This is a genomic window from Kineosporia sp. R_H_3 (genome assembly GCF_002198675.1).
In the GTDB taxonomy this organism is placed as follows: Bacteria; Actinomycetota; Actinomycetes; order Actinomycetales; family Kineosporiaceae; genus R-H-3.
Genome location: NZ_MWLL01000096.1, coordinates 1 through 22,858 on the forward strand (window position 1 = coordinate 1; position 22,858 = coordinate 22,858).

The following is a 22,858-nucleotide window of genomic DNA, read 5'->3' on the forward strand; positions in this document are numbered from 1 at the left end:
ACCCCGCGCGACCTCGCCCGCCGGACGCGCTCGCGCGGGGTCCGCCCGGCGACGGTGCTCGGCGCGGCCGGCGCACTCGTCGTCGTCCTCGGTCTCGGCCTGCCGTTCCTGCTCAACCGGCCCTTCGGCGACGAGTCGGTGACGATCACGCCGAGCAGCCCGACGCCGTCCGGCCCGGTGTCCGGGGGCACCCCGACGAGCCGGGTCACGACGTACACGCCGACGGCGAGCGGGCCGGCCTCCCCCGCGGCGACGACGACGTCGGCCACCCGCACGCGGACCCGGACGACGACCCGCGCCGCCCGGGTGACCGCGGCCCCGACGACGGTGCGGACGGTGACGAGGACGGTCGTCGCGACGAAGCCGCCGCGACCGACGACGACGCCGGCGACGACCAGGCCCGGCGAGGTCTTCATCGACAGCAAGGACTACGCCGGGCGCCCGCTCCTCGACGTCCGCAACGACCTGCTGGACCGCGGCGTCACCCCGGTCGACAACTGGGTCCACGGCACGGGCAAGCCGTACGGGACGGTCGTCGAGATCCGACCGTCGGGCTGGGTCGCCGACCGGAGCGTCGTCTACGTCTGGGTCGCCGCCTCCTGACTCACGAGTCAGGACGCGGGCGCCGGGGCGGGGATACCCTCGCCCTCGTGAGCACCCCGACCCTGCCCGCGCGCGCCCGCGTCGTCGTCATCGGCGGCGGCGTCATCGGCTCCTCCGTCGCCTACCACCTCGCGCACGCCGGTTGGCGCGACGTCGTGCTGCTCGAGCGCGACCGGCTCACGTCGGGGACGACGTGGCACGCCGCCGGGCTCATGGTGACCTTCGGGTCGCTGTCCGAGACCTCGACCCGGATGCGGCAGTACACCCGCGACCTCTACTCCCGGCTCGAGGCCGAGACCGGGCAGTCGACGGGGTTCAAGCCGGTCGGCTTCATCGAGGTCGCGACCGAGCCGGGCCGGCTCGAGGAGTACCGGCGGGTGTCGGCGTTCAACCGCTACCTCGGGGTCGACGTCCACGAGATCACCCCGGCCGAGGTCGCGGACATGTTCCCGATCGCGCGCACGGACGACGTCCTCGCCGGGTTCTACGTCGCCGAGGACGGCCGGGCGAACCCGGTCGACGTGACGATGGCGCTCGCGAAGGGTGCCCGGATGCAGGGCGCGACGATCGTCGAGGGCTGCCCGGTGACGCAGGTGCTCACCGAGGACGGCGCGGTGACCGGCGTCCGGACGCCCTACGGGGACGTCGAGTGCGAGGTCGTCGTCAACTGCGCCGGGATGTGGGCCCGCCAGCTCGGGGCGCAGAACGGGGTCGCGGTGCCGCTGCAGGCCGCGGAGCACTACTACCTCATCACCGACGACATGCCGGGCCTGTCGCCCGACGCCCCCGTCCTCGAGGACCCGGGCGCCTACGGGTACTTCCGGGAGGAGACCGGCGGCCTCATGGTCGGGCTCTTCGAGGGCGTCGCCGCGCCCTGGAAGGTCGAGGGCATCCCCGCCGACGCGTCGTTCACGACGATCCCGCCGGACTGGGACCGGATGGGCCCGTTCCTCGAGAAGGCGATGGCCCGGGTGCCGGCGTCGTTCGACGTCGGCGTGCGGACGTTCTTCTGCGGCCCCGAGTCGTTCACGCCGGACCTGTCGCCGGTGGTCGGCGAGGCGCCCGAGGTGCGTGGCTACTTCGTCGCGGCCGGCCTCAACTCGATCGGCATCCTCACCGGCGGCGGGATCGGCCGGGTCGTCGCGCACTGGGTCATGAACGGCCGGCCGGACGTCGACGTCACGGCGATGGGCGTCGACCGGCTGCACGCCTACCAGACCAACCCGGAGTACCGCCGGGCCCGGACCGCCGAGTCCCTCGGGCTCGTCTACGCGTGCCACTACCCGGACCGGTCGCCGACGACCGCTCGCGGTGCGAAGCGGTCCCCGTGGCACGACCGGCTCGCCGCGGCCGGCGCGTACTTCCGGGACGTGAGCGGCTGGGAGAGCCCCGGCTGGTACGCCCCGGCGGGCAACGCGCACGGCGTCGAGCCGGTCGCGCACGAGCTGACCTGGGGCCGGTCGCCGTGGTGGGCGTGCTGGGAGGCCGAGCACCGCGCCGTCCGCGAGGGCGTCGGACTCATGGACATGTCGTTCATGGCGAAGTTCCGGGTGCAGGGCCGGGACGCCGGGCGGTTCCTCGACCACGTGTCGGCGAACGCCGTCGACGGGGAGCCGGGCGTCATCACGTACACGCAGTGGCTCAACGAGGGCGGCACGCTCGAGGCCGACCTCACCGTGACCAAGCTGGCGGACGACGACTTCCTCGTCGTGGCGTCCGACACCGCGCACAGGCACGTCGAGACCCACCTGCGGCGCCGGCTCGGGACGGGCCCGTTCGCCGGCGCGCACGCGTTCGTCACCGACGTGACGTCGGGGCTCGCGCAGCTCAACGTGCAGGGTCCGCGCTCGCGCGACCTGCTGCAGACGCTGACGGGTGCCGACCTGTCGAACGAGGCCTTCGGCTTCCGGAGCGCGCGCTGGGTCGACCTCGGGCTGGCCCGGGTGCTGCTCGTACGGATCACCTACCTCGGCGAGCTGGGGTACGAGCTGTACGTGCCGGCCGAGCAGGCGGTCCACGTCTACGACCGCGTCGTCGAGGCCGGTGCGGCGTTCGGGCTCGCGCACGTGGGGCTCAAGGCGCTGTCGTCGCTGCGGCTGGAGAAGGCGTACCGGGACTACGGCCACGACATCGACAACACCGACGACGTCTGGGAGGCCGGGCTCGGCTTCGCGGTCGCGCTCGACAAGCCCGGCGGCTTCGTCGGCCGGGACGCGGCGCTCGCGCAGAAGCAGGCCCGGGACGGCGTCCCGCCGCGACGGCGGCTCGCGCAGGTCCTGCTGCGGGACCCCGACGCGCTGCTCGTGCACGCCGAGGTGGTGCGGCGGGACGGCGTCCCGGTGGGGTACGTCCGGGCCGGCTCGTACGGCTGGACCCTCGGCGGTGCGGTCGGCCTGGCGATGCTCGAGCCGACGACGGACCTGCTCGCCGACGGCGAGGGGCTCACCCAGGCGTGGGTCGACGCCGGCACCTGGGAGGTCGAGGTCGCCGAGCAGCGGGTGCCGGCGACGGTGTCGCTGCGCCCGCTCTACGACCCGGCCAACGCCCGGATCAAGGCCTGAGCGCGGACGCCGGTCGCCGGCGGTCCCAGCGGTCCACGAACCGCCCGGTCCGACGCACCCCGGCTGTGGCAGGCTGGCCGGTGTGGAGCCCCTGACCCCGAGCGACGTCGTCGGTGTCGTCGGCGCGGGCACGATGGGCGAGGGGATCGCCGAGGTCGCCGCCCGCGCCGGTCACCCGGTGCGGCTGCTCGACACCCGCGACGGTGCGGCGGAGAACGCCGTGCGCTCGATCGCGGGGCGCCTCGCGAAGGACGTCGGCCGCGGCCGGCTCTCCCGCGAGCAGGCGGACGACATCCTCGCGCGCCTCGCGCCGGTCGCCACGGTCGACGACCTCGCGGGCTGCCGGCTCGTCGTCGAGGTCATCGTCGAGAACCTCGAGGCCAAGCGCGACCTGCTGCGGGCCGTCGAGGACGTCGTCGACAAGGCGCTCACGGACGACGGCAGCGACCGGGACGTGCTCCTCGCGACGAACACGTCGTCGGTGTCGGTGACCGCGATCGGTGCCGCGCTGCGCCGTCCGGAACGGTTCGGCGGCCTGCACTTCTTCAACCCGGCGCCCCGGATGGGCCTCGTCGAGGTCGTCCGCGGGGACGCGACGGCCCCCGAGTGGGTCGAGGCCGCGGCCGAGGTCGCGCGGGCCTGGGGCAAGACGCCCGTCGTGTGCACCTCGACGCCCGGGTTCGTCGTCAACCGGGTCGCGCGGCCGTTCTACGGGGAGGCGCAGCGGGTCGTCGAGCTGCGCGCGACCGACGCCGCGACCGTGGACGCCGTCCTCACCGAGGCCGGCGGGTTCCCGCTGGGGCCGTTCGCGCTCACCGACCTCATCGGCCAGGACGTCAACCTCGCGGTGACCCGGTCGGTGTGGGAGCAGACCTACCACGACCCCCGGTACGCCCCGACGATCCTGCAGACCCGGCTCGTGGACGGCGGCCGGCTCGGCCGCAAGACCGGCCGCGGGTTCTTCACGTACGACGGGACGAACCCGGTCGACGCGCTGCCGCAGACCGCGCCGCCGCGGCGGGCGCCGCGCCGGGTCGAGGTCCGCGACTACGACTTCGGGCCGATGGCGCCGTTCCTCGACCGGATCGCCGCGGGCGGGGTCGAGGTCGTGCACGTCTCGCTGAGCGACGAGGAGGTGCTCGACGAGCTGCCCGGGCTGCGGCTGCCCGGCGAGGGCATCCTGCGGGTCACCGACGGCAGCACCGCACGCTCGTGGTCGCTCGAGGCGCCCGGCGGCGTCGTCCTGCTCGACTGGGCCCACGACCCGGCGACGTGCACCCGGGTCGCCCTCATGCCGCCGCGCGACGTCGAGGTCGAGGTGCTCGACGCCGCGATCGGGCTGTGCCAGGCGGCCGGCGTCGAGGTGAGCGTCATCGGCGACGTCGCGGGCGGCATCGTCGCCCGGACCGTCTCGATGCTCGTCAACGAGGCCGTCGACCTCGTGGCCCGCGGCGAGGCCAGCGCGACCGACGTCGACGTCGCGATGCTGCTCGGCACCGGCTACCCGTCGGGCCCGCTGGAGTGGGGCGACCGGCTCGGCGCCGTCCGGGTCGCGGCCGTCCTCGGCGAGCTCGACGAGGAGACCCCGACCGGGCGCTACCGGGTCAGCCCCCGGCTCGACGAGGCGATCATCGCGGAGGAGAACCTGCGTGACCTCTGACGGCCACGACGACGCCGAGGCGGGCCCCGAGGGCCGGCCGGAGCGCCCGCGCGTGCCGCACCAGGGTGGTCACGACCAGGAGAACGGCCGCAGACCCGACGACGACCGCACCCCCGACCAGGGCGGCCCCAGCAGCGGGCCGGTCCCCGGCGCAGACAGCCCAGAACAGCCCCACCCAGGAGCCCTCTCCGTGCAGATCCCTGACGACCTCACCTTCGACCCGCCGTTCGCGATGCCCGAGCCGCCGCAGTGGCAGGACCTCTGGCGCGAGATCGGCGCCGGGGTGCTCGTGAAGCGCCACAAGGTGATGGACCTCAACGTCACCCTCGTGCTCGGCGACGACCGCTGCCTCGTCGTCGACACCCACGCCCACGACGGCTACGCCGAGGAGCTCATCGCCTCGATCCGCACCGTCACCCCGCTGCCGTTCGTCGTCGTCAACACCCACGCGCACTTCGACCACGCGTTCGGCAACGCGGCCTTCCTGCGGGCCCAGCCGGACGTGGAGATCTGGGGCCACGAGGAGTGCCGCCGCGACCTCGAGGAGCTCGGCGAGCTGCAGCGCCGGCTCACCGTGCAGTGGATGCGCGAGTCCGAGCGGGACGACACCGCTGCCGCCGTCGAGGCGGTGACGATCGTGCCGCCGAACCGGACGTTCACCCAGGACACGACCCTCGACCTCGGCGGCCGGCACGTCGTCCTGCACCACCCCGGCCGCGCGCACACCGGGCACGACGCGGTCGTCGACGTCCCGGACGCGGACGTCACCGTCGTCGGCGACATCGTCGAGGAGGGCTCGCCGCCCGCGTTCGAGGACTCGTTCCCGCTGGAGTGGGCGGCGTCCCTGGAGTTGGTGCTCCCCCGGCTGCGCCGCAACGTCGTCCCCGGGCACGGGGACGTCGTCGACGCGACGTTCGTGGCCGAGCAGCGGGCCCAGATCGCCGAGGTCGCGGAGGTGGCGCTGACGCTGCCGGCCGGCGCCGACGACCTCGTCCTCGCGAAGGCCGCCGTCCGGCTCTCGATCGGCCGCCAGGCCGGCTTCGTCGGGCTGCAGCGGGCGCTCGCGACGCGGGGCTGAGGGTCAGGGCACGCCCGGCGGCGCCGTGCCGGTGACGGTGTCGGCCGCGAGGACGTGGGGATCCAGGGCGACCGGGTACGGCCCGGGCAGGGACGTCAGCACGCCCGGTCGGGCGACGAGCACCTGCTCGTAGCCTTCGGCGCCGAGGTGAAGGACCTCGATGCTGCGGTCGGCGCGGACGACCCAGAACCACTCGATCCCGCCGGCCGCGTAGGCCTCGGCCTTGAGCGTGAGATCGCGGCGCTCGGTCGAGAGGGAGACCTCGACGACGAGCCGGACGTCGCCCGCCTCGACGTATGGGTCTGCCGCAGCGTCGCGACCCGATACGTAGAGATCCGGCGCGGGCGCGTTCGTCACCGGTCGGCCGGGGACGACGATCCCGCTGTTCGCGCGGACCCGCAGGTGCGACGGGCAGCCGTCGCGCAGCACCGCCGACAGGCCGTCGACGAGGTCGGCGTGCAGTGCCGAGGGCGCCGGGGTCATCACGAGGGTGCCCCAGAGGAGCTCGTGCCGGCGGCCGTCGTCGGGCAGGGCCAGCAGGTCGTCGAGCGTGAAGACCGGCTCCTCGGGCGCACCCACCATGACGACCTCCCGTCGATGCCGTGCGGACGACGCAGGAGCAGGCTAACCCGCGCGGCGACCGGCGGGCCGGGCCCGGGCGGCGCACCGGCGCTCACCCCGGCACCCGGGTCGAGGTGACGTCGACGGCGGTCGCGGTGACCCCGGGCGCCCCGAGGAACGGTGCGAGCCGGGCCCGGGCCGCGGCGATCGACGGGTCGTGCGAGGCGTCGACGAGGGCCGCCGTCCGGACGTACTCGTCGACGTCGTGGGTCGCGACGACGTCCGGGAGTGCGCCGGGAGCGGTGACGTCGCGGCGCACGGTGACCCAGGTCGACCGGTCCGGGTTCGGCGTGCCGTCGAGCCGCGGGACGAGGTCGTCGCCGTGCTCCAGGGCGAGGACGCCGACCTCGGGCGGCACCCGGTAGGCCGCGACGGGCGACCCCATCGTCACGACCTCGCGGACGGCGTAGCGGCGGCGGACGTCCGGGTCGGCCGCGAGCCCGGCGGCGACCATGCCGCCGAGACTGTGCCCGACGAGGCAGACCGGCTCGCCGGACCGGACCCCGGCGGACCGCATCGCCGCGAGGACGGCCGCCTCGGCCGCCGAGCTGCGACCGGCGAGGCTGCGGGCGTCGCTCGTGACGTCGAGCGGGTTCTCGCCGGAGCGCGGCGCCCACACCTGCGTGCCCGGCACGGCGACGACCCACGACCGGGCCCCGCCCGGGGCGTCGAGCCGGGTCACGGTGACCGAGCCGGGGGCACCGCCGCCGTCGGGGTAGGCGGACCGGACGAGCCCCGCGAGGTCGACGACGCCGGCCGGTGCGGCCGCCGGGGCCGGCCGGCCGCTGCGGGCGCGGACGCGGGCGGAGTCCCCGAGCAGACCGCCGGCGCCGGCGAGCGCGAGGAGCAGCGCCGACACCTGAGGGGTCGAGCGCGGCGGCCACTCGGTGCCGGCCGCGGCGGCCCACACCGGCCCGACGGCGGGCACCGGGGTGAGCAGCCCTTCGAGCACCCCGGGGACCGCGGCGACGAGGTGCTCGGTCGCGCCGCCGCCGCGGGCCAGCAGGCCACCGACGCGGTCGGGCAGGCCAGGCCCGCCGGCCGCCGTCACCCCGGCACCGTCGGCGGCACCGTCGGGGAGCAGACCCGCCCGGTCGAGGAGCAGGGCCAGCGCCACCGCTTCGACGGCCTGCGGCGCCGTCGCGGCGGCGAGCACCACCCCGAGCCGCCCGGCGACGGCCCCGGCGGCCAGGTCGACCGCGTGCGCGGCCCGGCGGGCCCCCTCCTCGGCCGCCGCGTAGCCGGCCGCGGTCGTGAGGAGGGCGGCGGCGAGGGCCCCGACCCGTGTCGCGGCCGCCGTCGGACCCGCGCCGCCCGCGACGCAGCCGCCGAGCACGTGCTCGGCGTGCGCGAACGTCAGCGGCGACCACGGTGCCGACACCAGCAGGCCCGCGTCGCCGAGCACCCGGCCGACCGTCAGGGCGGCACCCGCGAGGTCGGCGGCGCAGGCGAGGAGCAGGCGGGCCGTCGCCTCCATGTCCTCGGTGCGCGCCGCGACGCCGCCGGCGCCGCCGCGCACGACGAGACTCCCGGCGGTGTCGCCCCGGGCACCGGCCGGCGTGCTCACCGGCCCGCCCCGTCGAGCGCTGCGGCGTGCCGCAGCAGGGCCACGGTCGCGGCGTCGAGGTGCCCGGCGGCCTCGAGCACGCGGGCACGCTCGGTCACGAGCCGGGCGCGGAACTCGTCGGCCGCCACCGAGGTCCACGCGACGCCGCGGGCCGCTCCGAGCCGCTCCGCCGCCGCCCGGACGCCGTCCGCGGCCTCACCGACGACCCGCGCGAGAGCACGTACGTGACCCCCGTCCATGACGCTCTCCTCCCCGGGCACCTGCGCAGATGCCGACCGTGCGGGACGCTAGACGAGCTGCGCGACGGACGGGGTGGGTCGAGGAGTGGCTGTGGACGACGGGACGAACCGCGAAACGGTGGACGGGTCGAGGCCGGATGATCGGCCAGATCGGTCTCCGATGCGTCACGATGTGTATATGAGAGACGACTCTCCGTATCGGATCTGCTTCGTGTGCTCCGGCAACATCTGCCGGTCGCCCATGGCCGAGGTCGTCATGGCCCGTCTCGTCGAGGAGGCGGGCCTCGCCGACGTCGTCCTCGTCGACTCCGCGGGCACCGGCGACTGGCACATCGGCGAGCGCGCCGACCGCCGCGCCGTCCAGACCCTCGGCGCCCGCGGGTACGACGGCGCCACGCACCGGGCCAAGCAGTTCGACCCGCACTGGTTCCGCGAGCGGGACCTCGTCATCGGGCTCGACCGCGGCCACCAGCGGACGCTGCGCTCCTGGGCGCCCGACGAGGCGGCCCGCGCGCGGATCCACCTGCTGCGCGTCTTCGACCCCGCGGTCGGGCCGGACGGCGGCCACGACCTCGACGTCGCGGACCCGTACTACGACGGCCTGCCCGCGTTCGAGACCGTCCTCGACCAGATCGAGGCGGCGTGCGCCGGCCTGCTCGTGCGCGTCACCGAGGACCTCTTCGCCGGTGCCGCGGCCCGCAGCACGACGCGGCTCCCCGCGGACCGGGTCGACCTCACCGACGGGACGGCACCCGCCGTCGCCGGGATCCCCGCGGACCACGACGACTGAACCGACCGACGGCACCGACGGCCACGCCCCGGGGAGGCAGCGTGCCGGACGCACCGGTCTTCACCAAGCGCCGGGCCGACGCCCCGCGCGGCTTCTTCGCGGCCGAGGCCGCCGGGCTCGCGTGGCTCGACGAGGCCGCCCGCGAGCACGGCGGGGTCCCGGTCGTCCGGCCGCTCGAGGTGCACCCGGACCGGATCGTCCTGCCGCTGCTCGAGCACGGTCGGCCCGACGCGGCGGCGGCCCGCACGTTCGGACGCCGGCTCGCGGCGACGCACGCCGCCGGGGCCACCGGCTTCGGCGCCCCGCCCCCGGGCCTGGCCGGTGACGGCTGGATCGGTCCGCTCGCGCTGCCGCACGCGCACGACCAGGACGCCGGGCCGTCGTGGGGCGGCTTCTACGCCACGCACCGGCTGCTGCCCTACGCCCGAGCGGCCCGGGACTCCGGCGCGCTCACCCAGGACGGCGCCCGGGCCGTCGACCGGGTCTGCAGCCGGCTCGCGGCGGAAGACCCCGACCTCTGCGGCCCGCCGGAGCCCCCGGCCCGGCTGCACGGCGACCTGTGGAGCGGCAACGTCCTGTGGACGCCGTCCGGCGTCGTCCTCGTCGACCCGGCGGCGCACGGCGGCCACCGCGAGGCGGACCTCGCGATGCTCGCGCTCTTCGGCCTGCCGCACCTGGACGCCGTCCTCGCCGGCTACGACGAGGCCGCACCGCTCGCGGCGGGATGGCGCGAGCGCGTGCCGCTGCACCAGCTGCACCCGCTCCTCGTGCACGCCGTGCTCTTCGGCAGCAGCTTCGGCGCGCAGTCGGAGGCGGTCGCACGGCGGTTCGGCTAACAGCCTTCCCGTCCGTGCGGGACCGTAGGCGGATGCGCTTCATGGTCGTCGAGCACTACCTCCACGGCGCGGCCCCGGTGTACGAGCGGCTGCGGGCCGGCGGCCGGGCGGTCCCGGACGGCGTGACGTTCGTCGACAGCTGGGTCGACGAGTCCCTCGACCGGTGCTGGCAGGTCATGGAGGCCCCGGACCGGGAGTCGCTCGACGCCTGGACCCGCGCCTGGAGCGACCTCGTCGACTTCGAGATCACCGCCGTGGTGCCGACGGACGAGGCGGCCCGCCGGGCTCTGGGCTAGCGTCGCTCCCCGGGCGAGCGGCCACGGGGGCCGGGCCCGGGAGGGGACCGTCATGGCCGTCGTCACCGAACCGCTCGACACGCTCGTCGCCGCGTACGCCGCCCTCGCCGTCCGCGTCGGGGTCAACCTGCGACCGGGCCAGCGGGTCGTCGTCCGCGCCTACCTCGAGCAGGCCCCGGTCGCGCAGGCCGTCGTCCGCGAGGCGTACAAGGCCGGTGCCTCGCACGTCACCGTGGACTACCGCGACCAGCACGCGCAGCGGGCCGCCGTCGAGCTCGCCCCCGAGGACTCGCTGGGGACCGTGCTCGACCACGAGATCGCCGAGATCCGGGCGTGGGCCACCGACGACGCGGCGGTCATCAGCCTCACCGGCAACCCCAACCCGCTGCTCATGGAGGGGCTGAGCACCGAGCGCCTCATGAAGGCCGTGCCGCGCGCGCTCTTCGCGGAGGTCATGCAGGTCGTCGCGACGAACCAGGTCGCCTGGACGGTCGTCGGCGCCCCGAACGAGGGCTGGGCCCGCACCGTGCTCGGCGAGCCGGACGTCGAGCGGCTGTGGCGCGCGCTCGCCGTCGCCATGCGGCTGGACTCCGACGACCCGGTGCGGGCCTGGCAGGACCACCTCGACAAGCTCGCGCTGCGCCGCGACATGCTCAACTCCCGCGGCTTCGACCGGATCCGGTTCCGCGGCCCGGGCACCGACCTCGACGTCGGCCTGTCGGCCCGGTCGGTGTGGCAGGGCGGCGCCGTGACGAACGCGGCGGGCACGTCGTTCGTGCCGAACATGCCGACCGAGGAGGTCTTCACCGCGCCGGACTGGCGACGGGCCGAGGGCCGGCTCCGGACGACGGCCGCGTTCGTGCTCATGGAGCTCAACACCCAGGTCGAGGGCCTCGAGCTCGAGCTGTCGGACGGCGAGATCAAGGGTGTGAAGGCCCAGCGCGGCGAGGCCGCCGTCCAGACCCAGCTCTCCACCGTGCCGCGGGCCCGACACCTCGGCGAGGTCGCGATCGTCGACGGTGACTCGGCCGTCCGCCGCACCGGGCTCACGTACGGCGACATGCTCTTCGACGAGAACGTCGGCTGCCACGTGGCCTGGGGCAACGGCTACACGACGACGTTCGACGGCTCCGGCCCGATGGACGCCGACAGCCGGGTCAAGGAGGGGCTCAACCAGTCCGCGACCCACGTCGACGTCGTCGTCGGCAGCCCGCAGGTCGAGGTGGACGGCATCCAGGCCGACGGCACGGTCGTGCCGATCCTGCGCGGGGACGAGTTCGTGCTGGCCCAGGCATGACCGACGTCCCGTTCCCCGCGCCCCCGCGCGACGACCCTCCCAGCGACGAGCAGGACGAGCGGCGCTCGTTCGACGCGTGGCTCGACTACCATCGGGCCACCCTGCTCACCAAGTGCGCCGGGCTGGACGGCGAACAGCTCGCCCGGCGCGCGGTGCCGCCGTCGACGCTGTCGCTGCTCGGGCTGGTGCGCCACATGGCGGAGGTCGAGCGCAGCTGGTTCCGTCGGGGCCTCGACGCGCAGGACGTCGGCCCGCGTTTCAGCACCGCGGCCGACCCCGACGCCGACCTGCACGGCGGCGACCCCGCGAGCGCGGCGGCCGACGTCGCGGCGTTCCGGGCGGAGGTCGCCGCCGCGCGCGAGGTCGCGGCCCGGCATGCGCTCTCCGACACGGGGCAGCACCGCCGGCTCGGGCCCGTGAACCTGCGCTGGATCTACCTGCACATGATCGAGGAGTACGCGCGGCACAACGGCCACGCCGACCTGCTCCGCGAGTGCATCGACGGTGCGACGGGCGACTGACGACCGGACCCGTTGCACGAGAACGGCCCGGGCCGCACGCGGCGACCCGGGCCGTTCCTCTCTCCGCCCCCGCGGGAGACCTGCGCCCGCCGGCCGGACGGCCGGTCAGGAGTTCGGGATGACGATCTCGACGCGCCGGTTCAGCTGGCGGCCGACCGGGTTGTCCTTGCCCTTCAGGGTGTTCGGCGCGACGGGCTGGGTCTCGCCGAAGCCCTGCGCGTCGAGCGGGGCCTTCAGGCCGGCGCCCTCGAGGAACGTCACGACGGCGTTCGCGCGCCGCTCGGACAGGTCCTGGTTGTACGTGTCGCTGCCCTTGGCGTCGGTGTGCCCGTTGACCTGGATCTCGACGGTCTGCTTTCCGAGCGCCTTGGCGACGGCGGTGAGCACCTGCTTCGCCTCCGGCCGCACGGCGTCCTTGTCGAAGTCGAAGAGCACCCCGGCCGAGATCCGGATGAGCGTGCCGCAGGGCTTGCCGAGCGGCTTGAGCTTGTCGAGCTTGGGCAGCTTGCCGAGCAGCGCGAACTTCGGCATGGGGGCGACGCTGATCGGCAGGCCGTTGAGCGTGCCGGTGCCGTCGCCGTTGACGATGACGACGCCCTCGGGGCCGGTCCACTGGCCGCTGCCGTTGCCCTCGTTGGAGATGACGCCGTACGCGTCGGTCGTCCAGGTGCCCGAGCCGTCGGTGTCCACCTGGTAGACCTCGGTCTCGTTCGAGTACTGGCCCGACCCGTCGGCGTCGACCTGGTAGACGGTGCCGCCGAAGGTGAACTGGCCGCTGCCGTCGGTGTCGACCTGGAGCACCCCGGCCTTGGTGGTGACCTGACCGGAGCCGTCGGCGTCGACCTGGTAGACGGCGTCACCGGACGACACCTGGCCGCTGCCGTCCTCGCTGACCTGGCTCACGCCGGCCCGGCTGACGACCTGGCTGCCGTCGTCCCCGCCGCCCACCGTGACGCCCGAGCGGTTGACGATCGAGCCGTCCGCGGCGCAGCGGGCCCCCGTCACCTCGACCCCCGGCGGGAGGTCGACGTCCTTGACGATCGCCTTCTGCACCGTGGCGGCCTTGCCGGTCATCGACGTGAGGTCCGGCACCCGCGGCGTCGGGAACTCGGGCAACGTGACGGCGTCCCCTCCGGCGCCGTCGGTCGCCGTCGTCCCGCCGTCGATCGTCACGCCGCCGGTCTCGTCGGTGCCCACGGTCGCACCCGCAGCGGGCGCGGACGACGCACCGCCCGCCGGGGTGAACGTCTCGCTCGACCCGCACGCGGTGAGCGCGAGGGCGAGACCGGCGGTGGCCGCCAGCGCGGCGGCACGGGTGACGCGGGAGCGGGGCAGGGTGCGCGAGGTCATGACGTGGTCCTTCGGGAGGCAGGGGCGGAGCAGGCAGGGCGGAGCAGGCAGGGCGGAGCAGGCAGGAAGCAGTCAGGTGGGGCCGGCGGTTCAGCCGAGGACGGCGGCGAGGCCCTGGTAGGCGATACCGGCGACGCCGAGGACGAGGCCGATCCAGCCGAGGACGTACCCGGCGGTGGCGCGGGCTCCCGGGTAGCCGTTCCGGCGGGCGATCCGGCCGAGCACGATGCCGAGGATGCTCCCGACGATCGGGAAGCAGAAGAAGCCGAGGACCGAGCACCACAGGGCCGCGGTGGCGGTGCTCCGCGACGGGTGCGTGGCGGGGCCGACGCCGTACGTCGTGGGCTGGGCGACGAAGACGGGCGGCTGGTGGGGGCCCGGGTACTGGGCTCCGGCGTACTGGTTCATCGTGGTCTCCAAGGGGGCGGTGGCCGTTCGTGCTCAGTGAGAGCGGACCGCCCGCGGAGAAGTTCACGCGGTTCCGGGATTTCTTCCGGCCTCAGTCGACGCGCAACGAACCGAGGATCTCCTCGAGGTCGGGGTCGCCGTCCACCGAGCGCACCTGCACCCACACCGTGAACTCGTCGGTGCCCTGGTTCGCGAGGACGACGTCCTGGACGACTGCCGCGTCGGCGCAGCCGGTGCGGCGCCACAGCGTCGCGGGCCACTTGCCGACGGTGCCCTTGCTGGCCGTCGTCGTCGCGCAGCCGGGGACCTCGATGCTCCGGAGCACCTGCGCGGGGTCGGTGTACGTGTCGGAGTAGGCGACGGTGACCGCCCGGGCCCCGGCGCCGGCACGCGCCCCGGTGTCGGCGTCGTCCGCGCCGGGGAAGCTCACCCCGGCCACCTTCCCGGTGTCCCACGACCGCGGGATCGCCACCGAGGCGCCGCCGTCGGTCGGGGCGAGCCGGTGCGTCGTGAAGAGGTACCGGCTCGCGAGAACCGCCCCCAGGACCAGGACGGCGAGGACGGCGGCGGCGAGGAGCGGACGCCGACGGCCCCGGGGCGGCGCGGGCGACGGTACGGCTCCCGACGGCGCGGTCGACGGCGGGGTCGAGGGCGGGGTCGAGGGCGGCGACAGGTCGAGGGGCGGGAAGGACGCCGCCGGCAGCACGGGAGGCGGCGGCTCGGGCGCCCGCAGCCCGGTCCCGATCGGGATCGGCACCGTGAGCGCCGCGGCGACCTCGCTAGTCGGCATCGGCCCGGCGCTGCGCCGCCAGGGCGCGAGCCCTCCGCGCAGCTCGGCCGCGAGCTCGGCGGCGGTCGCCGTCCGGTCCTCGGCGCGCTCGGCGGTGGCCCGGCGCAGGACGTCCCCGAGCGCCGTGCCCGGCCACGGGGCGGCGATCCCGAGCAACCGGCCGACCGTCATCCCGAACGCGTGGACGTCGGTCGCCGGGGTGATCCGGCCGGCCATGTCGCGCTGCTCTGGGGCCATGAAGGCGGGCGACCCGGCGGGCAGGGTGAGCCCGGAGGCCCACTGGAGGTCCTTGGCGATGCCGAGGTCACCGAGCATGACCCGCTTGCCGGCGAACGGGCCGGTCGCCCGGTCGGCGTGGGCCGCCGTCCGGAAGAGCACGTTGGCCGGCTTGACGTCCCGGTGGACGATCCCGCTGCGGTGGAGCACCGTGAGCGCGGCCGCGATCCCGTCGACGACCGCGAGCACGTCGTCCGGCTGCCACGGCGGCGGGCGCTCCTTGACGAGGTCGGCGAGCGTCCCGCCGTCCGCGTAGGACATGACGAAGTACGGCCGGCCGTCGTCGAGCTCGCCGATGTCGTAGACCCGCACGAGGTGGTCGCTGTCGACCCGGCGCAGCAGCCGCGCCTCGTCGACGAACCGGCGGTGCACGTCGGCGTTGGCGGCCCAGTTGTCGGCGAGGATCTTCACCGCGACGAGGGAGTCGAGCTGCGGGTCCTCGGCGAGCCAGACCGTCGCGAACCCGCCCGACCCGAGCGACCGCTGCACGCGGAAGCGACCGACGGTCGTGGGGGTGGCCACGGGCGCATCCTGCCTGATCATGACTGGTGACGTCACGCCGTCCCGGTTTGAGATCATGTGAACGTGACCTCACCCAGCACCGACCTCGACGCCCTCGCGGCCAGGGCCGCGGCCGGTGACGCGGCCGCCCTCGACGCGCTGCTCACGGCGATCCGGCCGGACGTCCTGCGTCGCTGCACCCGGATCCTGCCGTTCAGCTCGGACGCCGAGGACGCCGCCCAGGAGGCGCTCATCGCCGTCGCCAAGGGCATCCACGGCTTCGGCGGCCGGAGCAGGTTCACGACGTGGCTCTACCCGGTCGTCGCGAACAGCGCCTTCGCGACCTACCGCCGGATGCGCAGGACGGCGGACGAGGCCGGCCTCGACCAGGCCCCCGAGGTCGCCGACCCGGCCCGGGTCAGCGTGCTCGCCGGCACCCGCCTCGATCTCGTCGAGGCCCTCGAGAAGCTCCGCGTCGACCAGCCGCACGTCGTCGAGGCGGTCGTCCTGCGCGACCTCATGGGCCTCGACTACGCCGAGATCGCCGAGCGGCTCGACGTCCCGCTGGGCACCGTGAAGTCACGGATCAACCACGCCCGGACGAGCCTGCGGGTGCTGCTCGCGGTGCGGTGAGGACGGCGGCCGGAGCCGGCCGGAGCCGGCCGGCAGCGCCTCAGGCCCTCGCGTGCACCAGATGTGCGAGCGCTGCCACCTGCCGGTACGGGTCGACGCCCGCCACCGCCCGCTCGGCGCCGAGCAGCTCGTCGAGCGCAGCGCCCTCGGGCGGCGGGCCGTCGAGGTGGTCGGTGAACGTCCGGACGCCCCACCAGCGGCGACGGGTCAGGCCGTGCGGGGCGAGGGCGGCGTCCAGGCCGGCCGGGGTGTGGGCCCGGACGTCGAGACCGAGCCGGTTCGTGTAGCGGGCACCGTCGAGCGCCCGGTGCACCTGCGTCCAGTCGCCGAGCAGGCCGGGGCGCATCGCGAGCCCGACGCCGTTGCGGACGAGCAGGCTGAGCAGGCCGCCGGGGCGCACGACGGCCGCGAGCGCGGCGAGCATCGGCGCGTCGTCGTCGAGGTACATGAGGACTCCGTGGCACAGGACCAGGTCGAAGCCGCCGGCGGCGAGCGGGCCGGCGAGGTCGGGCGCCTGCTGCCCCGGGCCGACGACGAGCCGGACGCGGTCGCGGACGGCCGGCGGTTCGCCGTCCAGGTCGGCGCGGAACCGGTCGAGCAGGTCCGGCGACGGGTCGAGCCCGACGACGTCGTGCCCGAGCCGGGCGACCCGCAGCGCCTGGGTGCCCTGCCCGCAGCCGACGTCGAGCACACGCTTCGGCCCGGGCGGCAGCAGCGCGAGCGCGGCCTCGACCTGCTCGGCGACGAGGGTCTGCCGGACGACGTCCCGCACCGTGCCGAGGCCGGCGAGCCAGCGCTGCTCGGCGGGGGCGAAGGGGCGGTCGGTCACGCGGCGTCCTCGTCCGCCCGGGCCGTGGCCGGTGCGGCCGGGGCCGCCCCGTGCGGCAGGTGCTCGGACGCCGTCCGCCAGCGGGGCTGGACGAGGGCCGCGGCGAGCGCCGCGCACCCGACGGCCGCGCACGCCCCGAGGAACGAGACACCCGGGCCTCCGACGTCGACGAGCAGCCCGCCGATCGCCGTCCCGGCCGCGCCGCCGGTGGTGAACGCCGTGTTGAGCCACGCCTGGGCCTCGCTGAGCCGGTCGCGCGGGGCGAGGTGGTCGACGAGGTTCTGGGCGATGATGAGGCCGGGCGCGATGCAGACACCGGTGACGAACATGACCGGCAGGATCGCGACGAGCGGCGGGACGTCGAGCGTGAGGATGAGCAGCGCCATGAGCCCGAGCCCGGTCGCGAACCCGGCGAGGGTGAACGGGTAGCGGGTGCGCTCGGGGCGCCGCCAGAGGCGGGCGCCGTACCAGAGGCCGCCGATCGCGCTGCCGCCCGCGATGAACGTGAAGAGCAGGCCGACCTTCGCCTGGCTGCCGAGCACCTCGCGCGCGGTCGCGGCGATCGACACGTCGCACTGGCCGAACCCGACGGCGAGGCCGGTCGTCACGAGGACGACGGCGAGCACGCCGCGCGAGCGCAGCGGGGACGCGCTGCGGTGCCCGGCGCCCTGGTGGTGCTCCTCGGGCCGGACGGCGCGGGCGGCCGCGGTGAACGCGTACGCGGCGCCGCCGCCGGCGAGGAGCACCGCCGTGACGAGCAGCGGGACGACGGGCGGCGCCACGACGAGCAGCAGCGAGAGCAGCAGCGGGCCGCCGACGAAGATCGTCTCGACGGCGACCGCGTCGAGCGCGTAGGCGGCGCGCCGGTCCGCGTCGTCGGCGAGGACGACCCGCCAGGCCGCGCGCATCGCGGGGCCGACCGGCGGGAAGGTCAGACCGACCCCGGCGGAGAGCACGAGGAGGACCGCGTCGGGCGCGCCGTTGACCGCCGACAGCGCGAAGACGGCGAGCAGCGTGCCCGAGGCGACCGAGGTCGTCCCGATGACCAGCGGCTGGCCGAACCGGTCGAGCCCGCGGCCCAGCAGCGGCGTCGCGACCGAGGAGGCGAGCGCCCAGGCCGCCGTGACGATGCCGGCGACGGAGTACGAGTCCCGGACCGACTGCACGAGCAGCACGACCCCGAGCGGTCCCATGGCGATGGGCAGCCGCGCGACGACGGCCGCCGCGAACGGCAGCAGCGCCGCCCTCCGCCGCAGGATGTGGAAGTACCGGGACACGCCAGCACTCAACCACGCCGTGCGGATCTTCCTGACCCCCGGGTCAGGACGGCGCGGGCTCCGGCAGGCGCTCGGCGGCGAGCACGCGGGCGGTCACCGCGTCGAGGGCGGACGCCGCGGCGCGCAGCTCGGCAGGGGGCGGGGCGGTCGCGGCGTAGAGCAGGCGCTCGAGGACGGCGAGCGACCCGACCGGGTCGCCGCCGGACCCGTCCTCGGGCGGGGCGGCACCGACGGGCAGGTCGGCCGGCAGGTCGGCGGCCGCGGCGCGCAGCCGCTCGTCGCCCCGGGCGAGCCGCGCCCCGAGCTCGGCGAGGGTCTCCTCGGGGCGCCGTGCGCCGCCGCTGCGCGTCAGCGCGGCCTGGAGCCGGTCGAAGGCGGCGAGCAGGTCGGCGGCACCGCCCACGGGGCCCGGCCCGGACGTCGCGCGGCTGCCGTCGTCCGCCCTGCGGCGCCGCCGCACGACGAGCCAGGCCACGAGCGCACCGGCGAGGACGAGCACGACCGCGAGCACGACGAGCAGGACGGCGTGCTCCTCGACCCACGCGGCGAACCGGTCGAGCGCGGGCGGGTCGGCGAGGGTCGAGCCGGCGGTCGGGTCGGACGCCACCCAGCCGGCGCCCGGGAACCAGACCTCGACCCAGGCGTGCGCGTCGGACTCCCGGACGAGCCGTGTCGAGCCGTCGGTCACCGTCGGGTCCACGCCGGCGTCGGACGACGGCAGGCCGCCGCCGGAGAAGCCCACCGCGAGCCGCGCCGGGATCCCCATCTCGCGCAGGAGGACGACCTCGGCCGTCGCGTACTGCTCGCAGAACCCCTGCTTCGAGCGGAAGAGGAAGTCGTCGACGGCGTCCTGGTCCTCGTCCGGCACCGGGGCGTCGAGCGTGTAGCGGGTCGTCGCGCGCAGGTGGTCCTCGACGGCGCGCACGGCGGCGTACCGGGAGTCGGCGCCGAGGGCGAGCCGCCGGGCGAGGGCGGACGTGCGGCCCGTCACGGTCCCCGAGCTCTGCAGCCAGCGGCCGGCGTCCACGAGGTCGCCGTCGCCCGGCACCGGGCCCGCGCCGTCCGGCCCGGTCGCGGGGGCCGCCGCGACGAGGTCGGCCGCGTCGACCGGGGAGCCGTTGCCGTCGCCGGGCTCGACCGACGGCCGGGCCGCCCAGCGCACGGCGTACCCGACCTCGTCGTCCGAGCGGTCGCCGGCGCCGCCGTGCGGGTGCACGAGCGTGCCGTCGGCGGCGAGGAACGCGGTGTCCCGCGCACCGAGCGACACCTCGAGCGCGGTGCCGGGGCGGGGCACGGTGAACGGCCCGGCGGCGAGCCAGCGGACGCCGTCCGTGCGCACCGGGGCCCCGTCGGGCACCGGGTCGAGCCTCGTCCGGACGTCGACGTCGCCCGTCACCGGCACGCCGCCCTCGGCGGCGGCCGTCTGCGCCCAGGTCTGCCCGGTGTACGTGTCGAGAACCGCCGAGCGCCACAGCGTCGGGGAGTCCGCGGCGACGAGCATGACCGGGGTGTCCGGCAGGTCGCCGCGGGCGCGCAGGTCGAGGGCGCCGCCCGAATAGGTCCCGCTGACGCTGCGCGGGGCGGCGTCCCCCTGGCCGCCGGGCAGCCCGCCGCCGAAGGGCCCGCCCGACGGGCCGCCGGAGCCGGCGTCCTGCGCGGACGACGACTCGGGCAGCCGGCTCACGACGGCGAACGCGAGGAGCGAGACGGCCATCGTCGCGGCGACGACGCCCGCGGTGCCCCGCCAGCGCGAGGGCGGCCGCGGTCCGGTGACCCGGACGACGGGCCCGGGGCCCGGCCCGGAGAGGTGCGCGGCCGGGCCGGCGGGCACCGTCGGGTGCCGCCGGGCCGCCCGGGCCAGCGCGACGAGGGTCGCGGTCCACCCGACGACGACGGGGACGACGAGGGCGCCGGCCCCGCGCGGGGCGAGGAAGGGCCCGAGGCCGACCCCGAGCGCGAGCACCGCGACGCCGAGCACGAGGTTCATGAGCATCGCGCGCCGGGTGCCGTCCTGGTCGGCGGACGTCGCCGCGAGGAACCCCGCGACGAAGATGCCGAGCACCCCGGCCGGTCCGAGCCCGCGCAGCCCGGCGGCGGCGAACGGCACGACGAGCGTGCCGACGGCGACCGCCGCCCACAGCCCGATCCGCAGCGTCCCGAGCGAGGGCCGGGTCAGGCAGGCCCGTGCGAGCAGGGACAGCCCGACCGCCGTCGCGATCCCGAGCACCGCGAGCACCGGGGCGAGCACCCCGGCGGCGACGAGCCCGGCCATCGCCGCGGCGTGCACCGTGAGGACGGCGGCCCGCAGCACCGGGTCGTCCGGGCCCTCGCTGCCCGGCCCCGGCCGCGCCGCGAGCGGGCGCCAGAGCAGCGCGGGCTGCGGGGCGGATTGCGGGGCGGGCTGCGTCACACCGTCACCTGCGCCGCCGTCGTGAGCACCGAGAGCCGCACACCCTTTGCCGCGGCCCGCGCGCTGATCTGCTCCCACCAGCCCGGTTCGAGCGGGCGCGTCGTCGCGACGAGGACGTCGCCGCCCGCCCCGGCCCACTCGGCCGCGACGCGCAGGTCGTCGCCCCGCGGGGCGGTGACGGCACCGACCGCCGCCAGCAGGTCGAGCAGGTCCGCGGCGTCCCGGCCGGTGATCCCGCCGAGCCCGTCGGTGTCGTCCGCCGGGTCGTCCGAGGTCACCGGGCACAGCCGCGCGAGCCGCTCGTCGCGGGCGAGCAGGCAGACCTCCCGGTCGGCCCGGGCGGCCTCGACGACGGTGCCGGCGACCCGGGAGAGCAGCGCCTCCCACTCCGGCGCGGCCGGTTCGCCCGCGACGACGAGGGCCAGCCGGCGGGACACCGTCCGCTCCGGCTCGACGACGACGAGCCGGCCGTGCCGCGCCGTGCTGCGCCAGTGCACGTGCCGGGCCTCGTCCCCGGGCCGCCACTCGCGGACCGAGTGCAGGTCCGGGCCGGTCCGGGCGGGCTCCCCCGCCGGGTCGTCCCCCTCCCCGCCGCGGACGACGACGTCCGCGGCCCACGACGGCACCGGGTGGACGACGCTCACGCGCCGGTTCGCGAGGACCCGGCGGCGCTCGACCATGCCGAACGGCGCCGTCGTCGAGAGCGTCACGTCGTGCCCCTCCGAGAACGCCCGGTGCCGCGCGACCCGGCGCTGCGTCACGTGCGCCGTCCCGCCGGGGGGCACCGCCCCGACGAGCACGACCGCGTCGTCGTACCCGACGACCCGGTCGGTGACGAGCAGCGGCGGGGTCGTGCGTCGTCCGGTGTTGTGCAGCGTGAGGACCCACTCGGCGGGCTCGCCGACGACCGCGCGGAACGCGAGGCCGGACGTCACCGTGACCGCCTCGAGCCGGGGCCGGCCGATCCACGAGACGACGAACGGGCCACCGGCGGCGCAGGCGAGGAGCAGCAGCCAGGCGTTGTCCGACCGGTAGCCGAGGTAGCCCAGCGCGAGGACGGCGACGATCGGGGCGAGCGCCAGCGGGCGCAGCGACACCGGCTCGACGAACGGCCGGCCCTGCGCGGGACCGGTGCGTGCGCCGTCCTCCACCGTGGTCAGACCTGCACCGGCACCGGCACCGAGCCGGCGATCTCCGCGACGAGCGCCTCGGCGGCCGTGCCGCCGGGCGAGGACGCCGGCAGCGACAGCCGGTGGGCGAGCACCGGCACGGCGAGCGCGCGGACGTCGTCCGGGGTGACGTAGTCACGTGCCGCGAGCGCGGCCCGGGCCTGCGCGCAGCGCACCAGGGTGATCGCCGCCCGGCTGCTCGCACCGAGCCGGACCCGCGGGTCCTCCCGGGTGCGCCGGACGAGGGCGAGGGCGTGCGCGAGCACCGGGTCGGCGACGTGCAGCGTGCGGACGGCGGCCCGGACGGCACGCAGCCGGTCGGCGTCGACGACCGGCGCGAGCTGGTCCACGGTCGGCCCGGCGAGCTGCTCCCGGACGACGAGGAGCTCGCTGTCCGCGTCGAGGCCGCCCAGGCGCAGCCGGACGGCGAACCGGTCGAGCTGGCCCTCCGGCAGCGGGTACGTGCCGTGCTGCTCGAGCGGGTTCTGCGTCGCCACGACGAAGAACGGGTCCGGGACGGGGTGCCGGACGCCGTCGACGGTCACCGCTCCCTCGTCCATCACCTCGAGGAACGCCGACTGGGTGCGCGGCGGCGTCCGGTTGAGCTCGTCGACGAGCACGACGTGCGCGAAGACCGGGCCGGCGACGAACGTGAACCGCTGCGCGGCCGGGTCCCAGACCGACGACCCGGTGATGTCCGCCGGCAGCAGGTCCGCCGTGGCCTGCACCCGGTGGAACGACCCGCCGACCGAGCGGGCGACGGCCCGGGCGAGCGTCGTCTTGCCCGTGCCGGGGACGTCCTCGACGACGACGTGGCCGCCCGCGAGCAGCGCGACCGTGACGAGCTCGACCGCCTCGTGCCGCCCGCGGACGACGCGCTCGACGTTGCCGACGAGCGCCCGGGCCACCCGGGTCACCTCGCCGAGGTCCGCGGGCGCGTGGACCGGGTCCTCGTGCTGGGCGTGCTGCCCGGGCGGAGCGGCCGGGTCGTCGACGGTTGTCACCATTTCACTGTAAGTGGCCGACCTGTCCGGCGCGCCCGCCGCCCGGGTGGAGCCCCCTGCATCACGCCCGTGCGGACCCGGCGGCCGACGTGCACGTCCGGCCTCGTCCGCTCGGGGGACCCCCGGGGACTAGCACCATGAG

At 76.3% G+C, this 22,858-nt stretch carries 20 protein-coding genes and 1 pseudogene; 10 read left to right on the forward strand and 11 right to left on the reverse strand.

Annotated elements, in window-relative coordinates:
- From ECOMGDLI_RS34505 to ECOMGDLI_RS08480, 4 genes and pseudogenes are all read left to right on the forward strand, one after another.
- Positions 1-603 (forward strand): annotated as a pseudogene (locus ECOMGDLI_RS34505) (hypothetical protein); the annotation flags it as partial.
- Positions 604-650: 47 nt separating this feature from the next.
- On the forward strand, positions 651-3,164 hold the full coding sequence (locus ECOMGDLI_RS08470) for an FAD-dependent oxidoreductase (RefSeq protein WP_088316032.1): 2,514 nt from the start codon (positions 651-653) through the stop codon (positions 3,162-3,164).
- 82 nt (positions 3,165-3,246) lie between these two features.
- On the forward strand, positions 3,247-4,824 hold the full coding sequence (locus ECOMGDLI_RS08475) for a 3-hydroxyacyl-CoA dehydrogenase (protein WP_198954689.1): 1,578 nt from the start codon (positions 3,247-3,249) through the stop codon (positions 4,822-4,824).
- Complete coding sequence (locus ECOMGDLI_RS08480) at positions 4,814-5,902, forward strand: MBL fold metallo-hydrolase (RefSeq protein WP_143447582.1); 1,089 nt, start codon at positions 4,814-4,816, stop codon at positions 5,900-5,902. Before ECOMGDLI_RS08475 ends, ECOMGDLI_RS08480 begins: the two co-directional genes overlap by 11 nt.
- 3 nt (positions 5,903-5,905) lie before the next feature.
- Here the strand turns inward: ECOMGDLI_RS08480 and ECOMGDLI_RS08485 are convergent, their stop codons facing one another.
- From ECOMGDLI_RS08485 to ECOMGDLI_RS08495, 3 genes are all read right to left on the reverse strand, one after another.
- The gene (locus ECOMGDLI_RS08485; protein WP_088316036.1) at positions 5,906-6,484 is read right to left on the reverse strand and encodes a Uma2 family endonuclease; all 579 of its coding nucleotides are present in this window, start codon (positions 6,482-6,484) and stop codon (positions 5,906-5,908) included.
- 91 nt (positions 6,485-6,575) lie between these two features.
- Complete coding sequence (locus tag ECOMGDLI_RS08490; protein WP_088316038.1) at positions 6,576-8,090, reverse strand: hypothetical protein; 1,515 nt, start codon at positions 8,088-8,090, stop codon at positions 6,576-6,578.
- On the reverse strand, positions 8,087-8,329 hold the full coding sequence (locus ECOMGDLI_RS08495; RefSeq protein WP_088316040.1) for a hypothetical protein: 243 nt from the start codon (positions 8,327-8,329) through the stop codon (positions 8,087-8,089). Before ECOMGDLI_RS08495 ends, ECOMGDLI_RS08490 begins: the two co-directional genes overlap by 4 nt.
- A gap of 178 nt (positions 8,330-8,507) precedes the next feature.
- Here ECOMGDLI_RS08495 and ECOMGDLI_RS08500 point away from each other — a divergent pair, with 178 nt between their 5' ends.
- The 5 genes from ECOMGDLI_RS08500 to ECOMGDLI_RS08520 are packed head-to-tail and all read left to right on the forward strand — an operon-like array spanning position 8,508 to position 12,069.
- The gene (locus tag ECOMGDLI_RS08500) at positions 8,508-9,119 is read left to right on the forward strand and encodes a low molecular weight protein-tyrosine-phosphatase (RefSeq protein ID WP_088316042.1); all 612 of its coding nucleotides are present in this window, start codon (positions 8,508-8,510) and stop codon (positions 9,117-9,119) included.
- Between the two features lie 41 nt (positions 9,120-9,160).
- Positions 9,161-9,955: a fructosamine kinase family protein gene (locus ECOMGDLI_RS08505; protein WP_088316043.1), complete on the forward strand. Its 795-nt coding sequence runs from the start codon at positions 9,161-9,163 to the stop codon at positions 9,953-9,955.
- 32 nt (positions 9,956-9,987) lie between these two features.
- Positions 9,988-10,251, forward strand: a complete 264-nt coding sequence (locus ECOMGDLI_RS34510; protein WP_158220942.1) for a DUF3303 domain-containing protein — start codon at positions 9,988-9,990, stop codon at positions 10,249-10,251.
- A gap of 52 nt (positions 10,252-10,303) precedes the next feature.
- Positions 10,304-11,548 (forward strand): aminopeptidase, encoded by a 1,245-nt coding sequence (locus ECOMGDLI_RS08515; protein ID WP_088316046.1) that lies wholly within the window; start codon positions 10,304-10,306, stop codon positions 11,546-11,548.
- Positions 11,545-12,069, forward strand: a complete 525-nt coding sequence (locus tag ECOMGDLI_RS08520; protein WP_088316048.1) for a DinB family protein — start codon at positions 11,545-11,547, stop codon at positions 12,067-12,069. Before ECOMGDLI_RS08515 ends, ECOMGDLI_RS08520 begins: the two co-directional genes overlap by 4 nt.
- A 105-nt stretch (positions 12,070-12,174) precedes the next feature.
- Here the strand turns inward: ECOMGDLI_RS08520 and ECOMGDLI_RS08525 are convergent, their stop codons facing one another.
- The 3 genes from ECOMGDLI_RS08525 to ECOMGDLI_RS08535 all read right to left on the reverse strand — a co-directional run bounded on the left by ECOMGDLI_RS08525 (position 12,175) and on the right by ECOMGDLI_RS08535 (position 15,415).
- On the reverse strand, positions 12,175-13,419 hold the full coding sequence (locus ECOMGDLI_RS08525) for an OmpA family protein (RefSeq protein WP_088316050.1): 1,245 nt from the start codon (positions 13,417-13,419) through the stop codon (positions 12,175-12,177).
- Between the two features lie 90 nt (positions 13,420-13,509).
- On the reverse strand, positions 13,510-13,827 hold the full coding sequence (locus ECOMGDLI_RS08530) for a DUF4190 domain-containing protein (RefSeq protein ID WP_088316051.1): 318 nt from the start codon (positions 13,825-13,827) through the stop codon (positions 13,510-13,512).
- Positions 13,828-13,918: 91 nt separating this feature from the next.
- Complete coding sequence (locus tag ECOMGDLI_RS08535) at positions 13,919-15,415, reverse strand: serine/threonine-protein kinase (RefSeq protein ID WP_158220943.1); 1,497 nt, start codon at positions 15,413-15,415, stop codon at positions 13,919-13,921.
- A 63-nt stretch (positions 15,416-15,478) separates the two neighbouring features.
- On the opposite strand from ECOMGDLI_RS08535, the gene ECOMGDLI_RS08540 reads away from it, so the two are divergent.
- On the forward strand, positions 15,479-16,027 hold the full coding sequence (locus ECOMGDLI_RS08540; RefSeq protein WP_198954690.1) for an RNA polymerase sigma factor: 549 nt from the start codon (positions 15,479-15,481) through the stop codon (positions 16,025-16,027).
- 40 nt (positions 16,028-16,067) lie between these two features.
- Here the strand turns inward: ECOMGDLI_RS08540 and ECOMGDLI_RS08545 are convergent, their stop codons facing one another.
- The 5 genes from ECOMGDLI_RS08545 to ECOMGDLI_RS08565 are packed head-to-tail and all read right to left on the reverse strand — an operon-like array spanning position 16,068 to position 22,719.
- Entirely contained in the window at positions 16,068-16,856 is a 789-nt protein-coding gene (locus tag ECOMGDLI_RS08545; protein WP_198954691.1) for a methyltransferase domain-containing protein, read from the reverse strand.
- On the reverse strand, positions 16,853-18,133 hold the full coding sequence (locus tag ECOMGDLI_RS08550) for an MFS transporter (protein WP_088316056.1): 1,281 nt from the start codon (positions 18,131-18,133) through the stop codon (positions 16,853-16,855). Before ECOMGDLI_RS08550 ends, ECOMGDLI_RS08545 begins: the two co-directional genes overlap by 4 nt.
- A 43-nt stretch (positions 18,134-18,176) precedes the next feature.
- Positions 18,177-20,543: a transglutaminase domain-containing protein gene (locus ECOMGDLI_RS08555; protein WP_088316058.1), complete on the reverse strand. Its 2,367-nt coding sequence runs from the start codon at positions 20,541-20,543 to the stop codon at positions 18,177-18,179.
- Entirely contained in the window at positions 20,540-21,694 is a 1,155-nt protein-coding gene (locus tag ECOMGDLI_RS08560; RefSeq protein ID WP_088316060.1) for a DUF58 domain-containing protein, read from the reverse strand. The genes ECOMGDLI_RS08555 and ECOMGDLI_RS08560 overlap by 4 nt, the downstream gene beginning before the upstream one ends.
- A 5-nt stretch (positions 21,695-21,699) precedes the next feature.
- A complete protein-coding gene (locus tag ECOMGDLI_RS08565; protein ID WP_088316062.1) occupies positions 21,700-22,719 on the reverse strand; it encodes a MoxR family ATPase in 1,020 nt (339 codons plus the stop codon).
- Between the last annotated feature and the right edge of the window lie 139 nt (positions 22,720-22,858).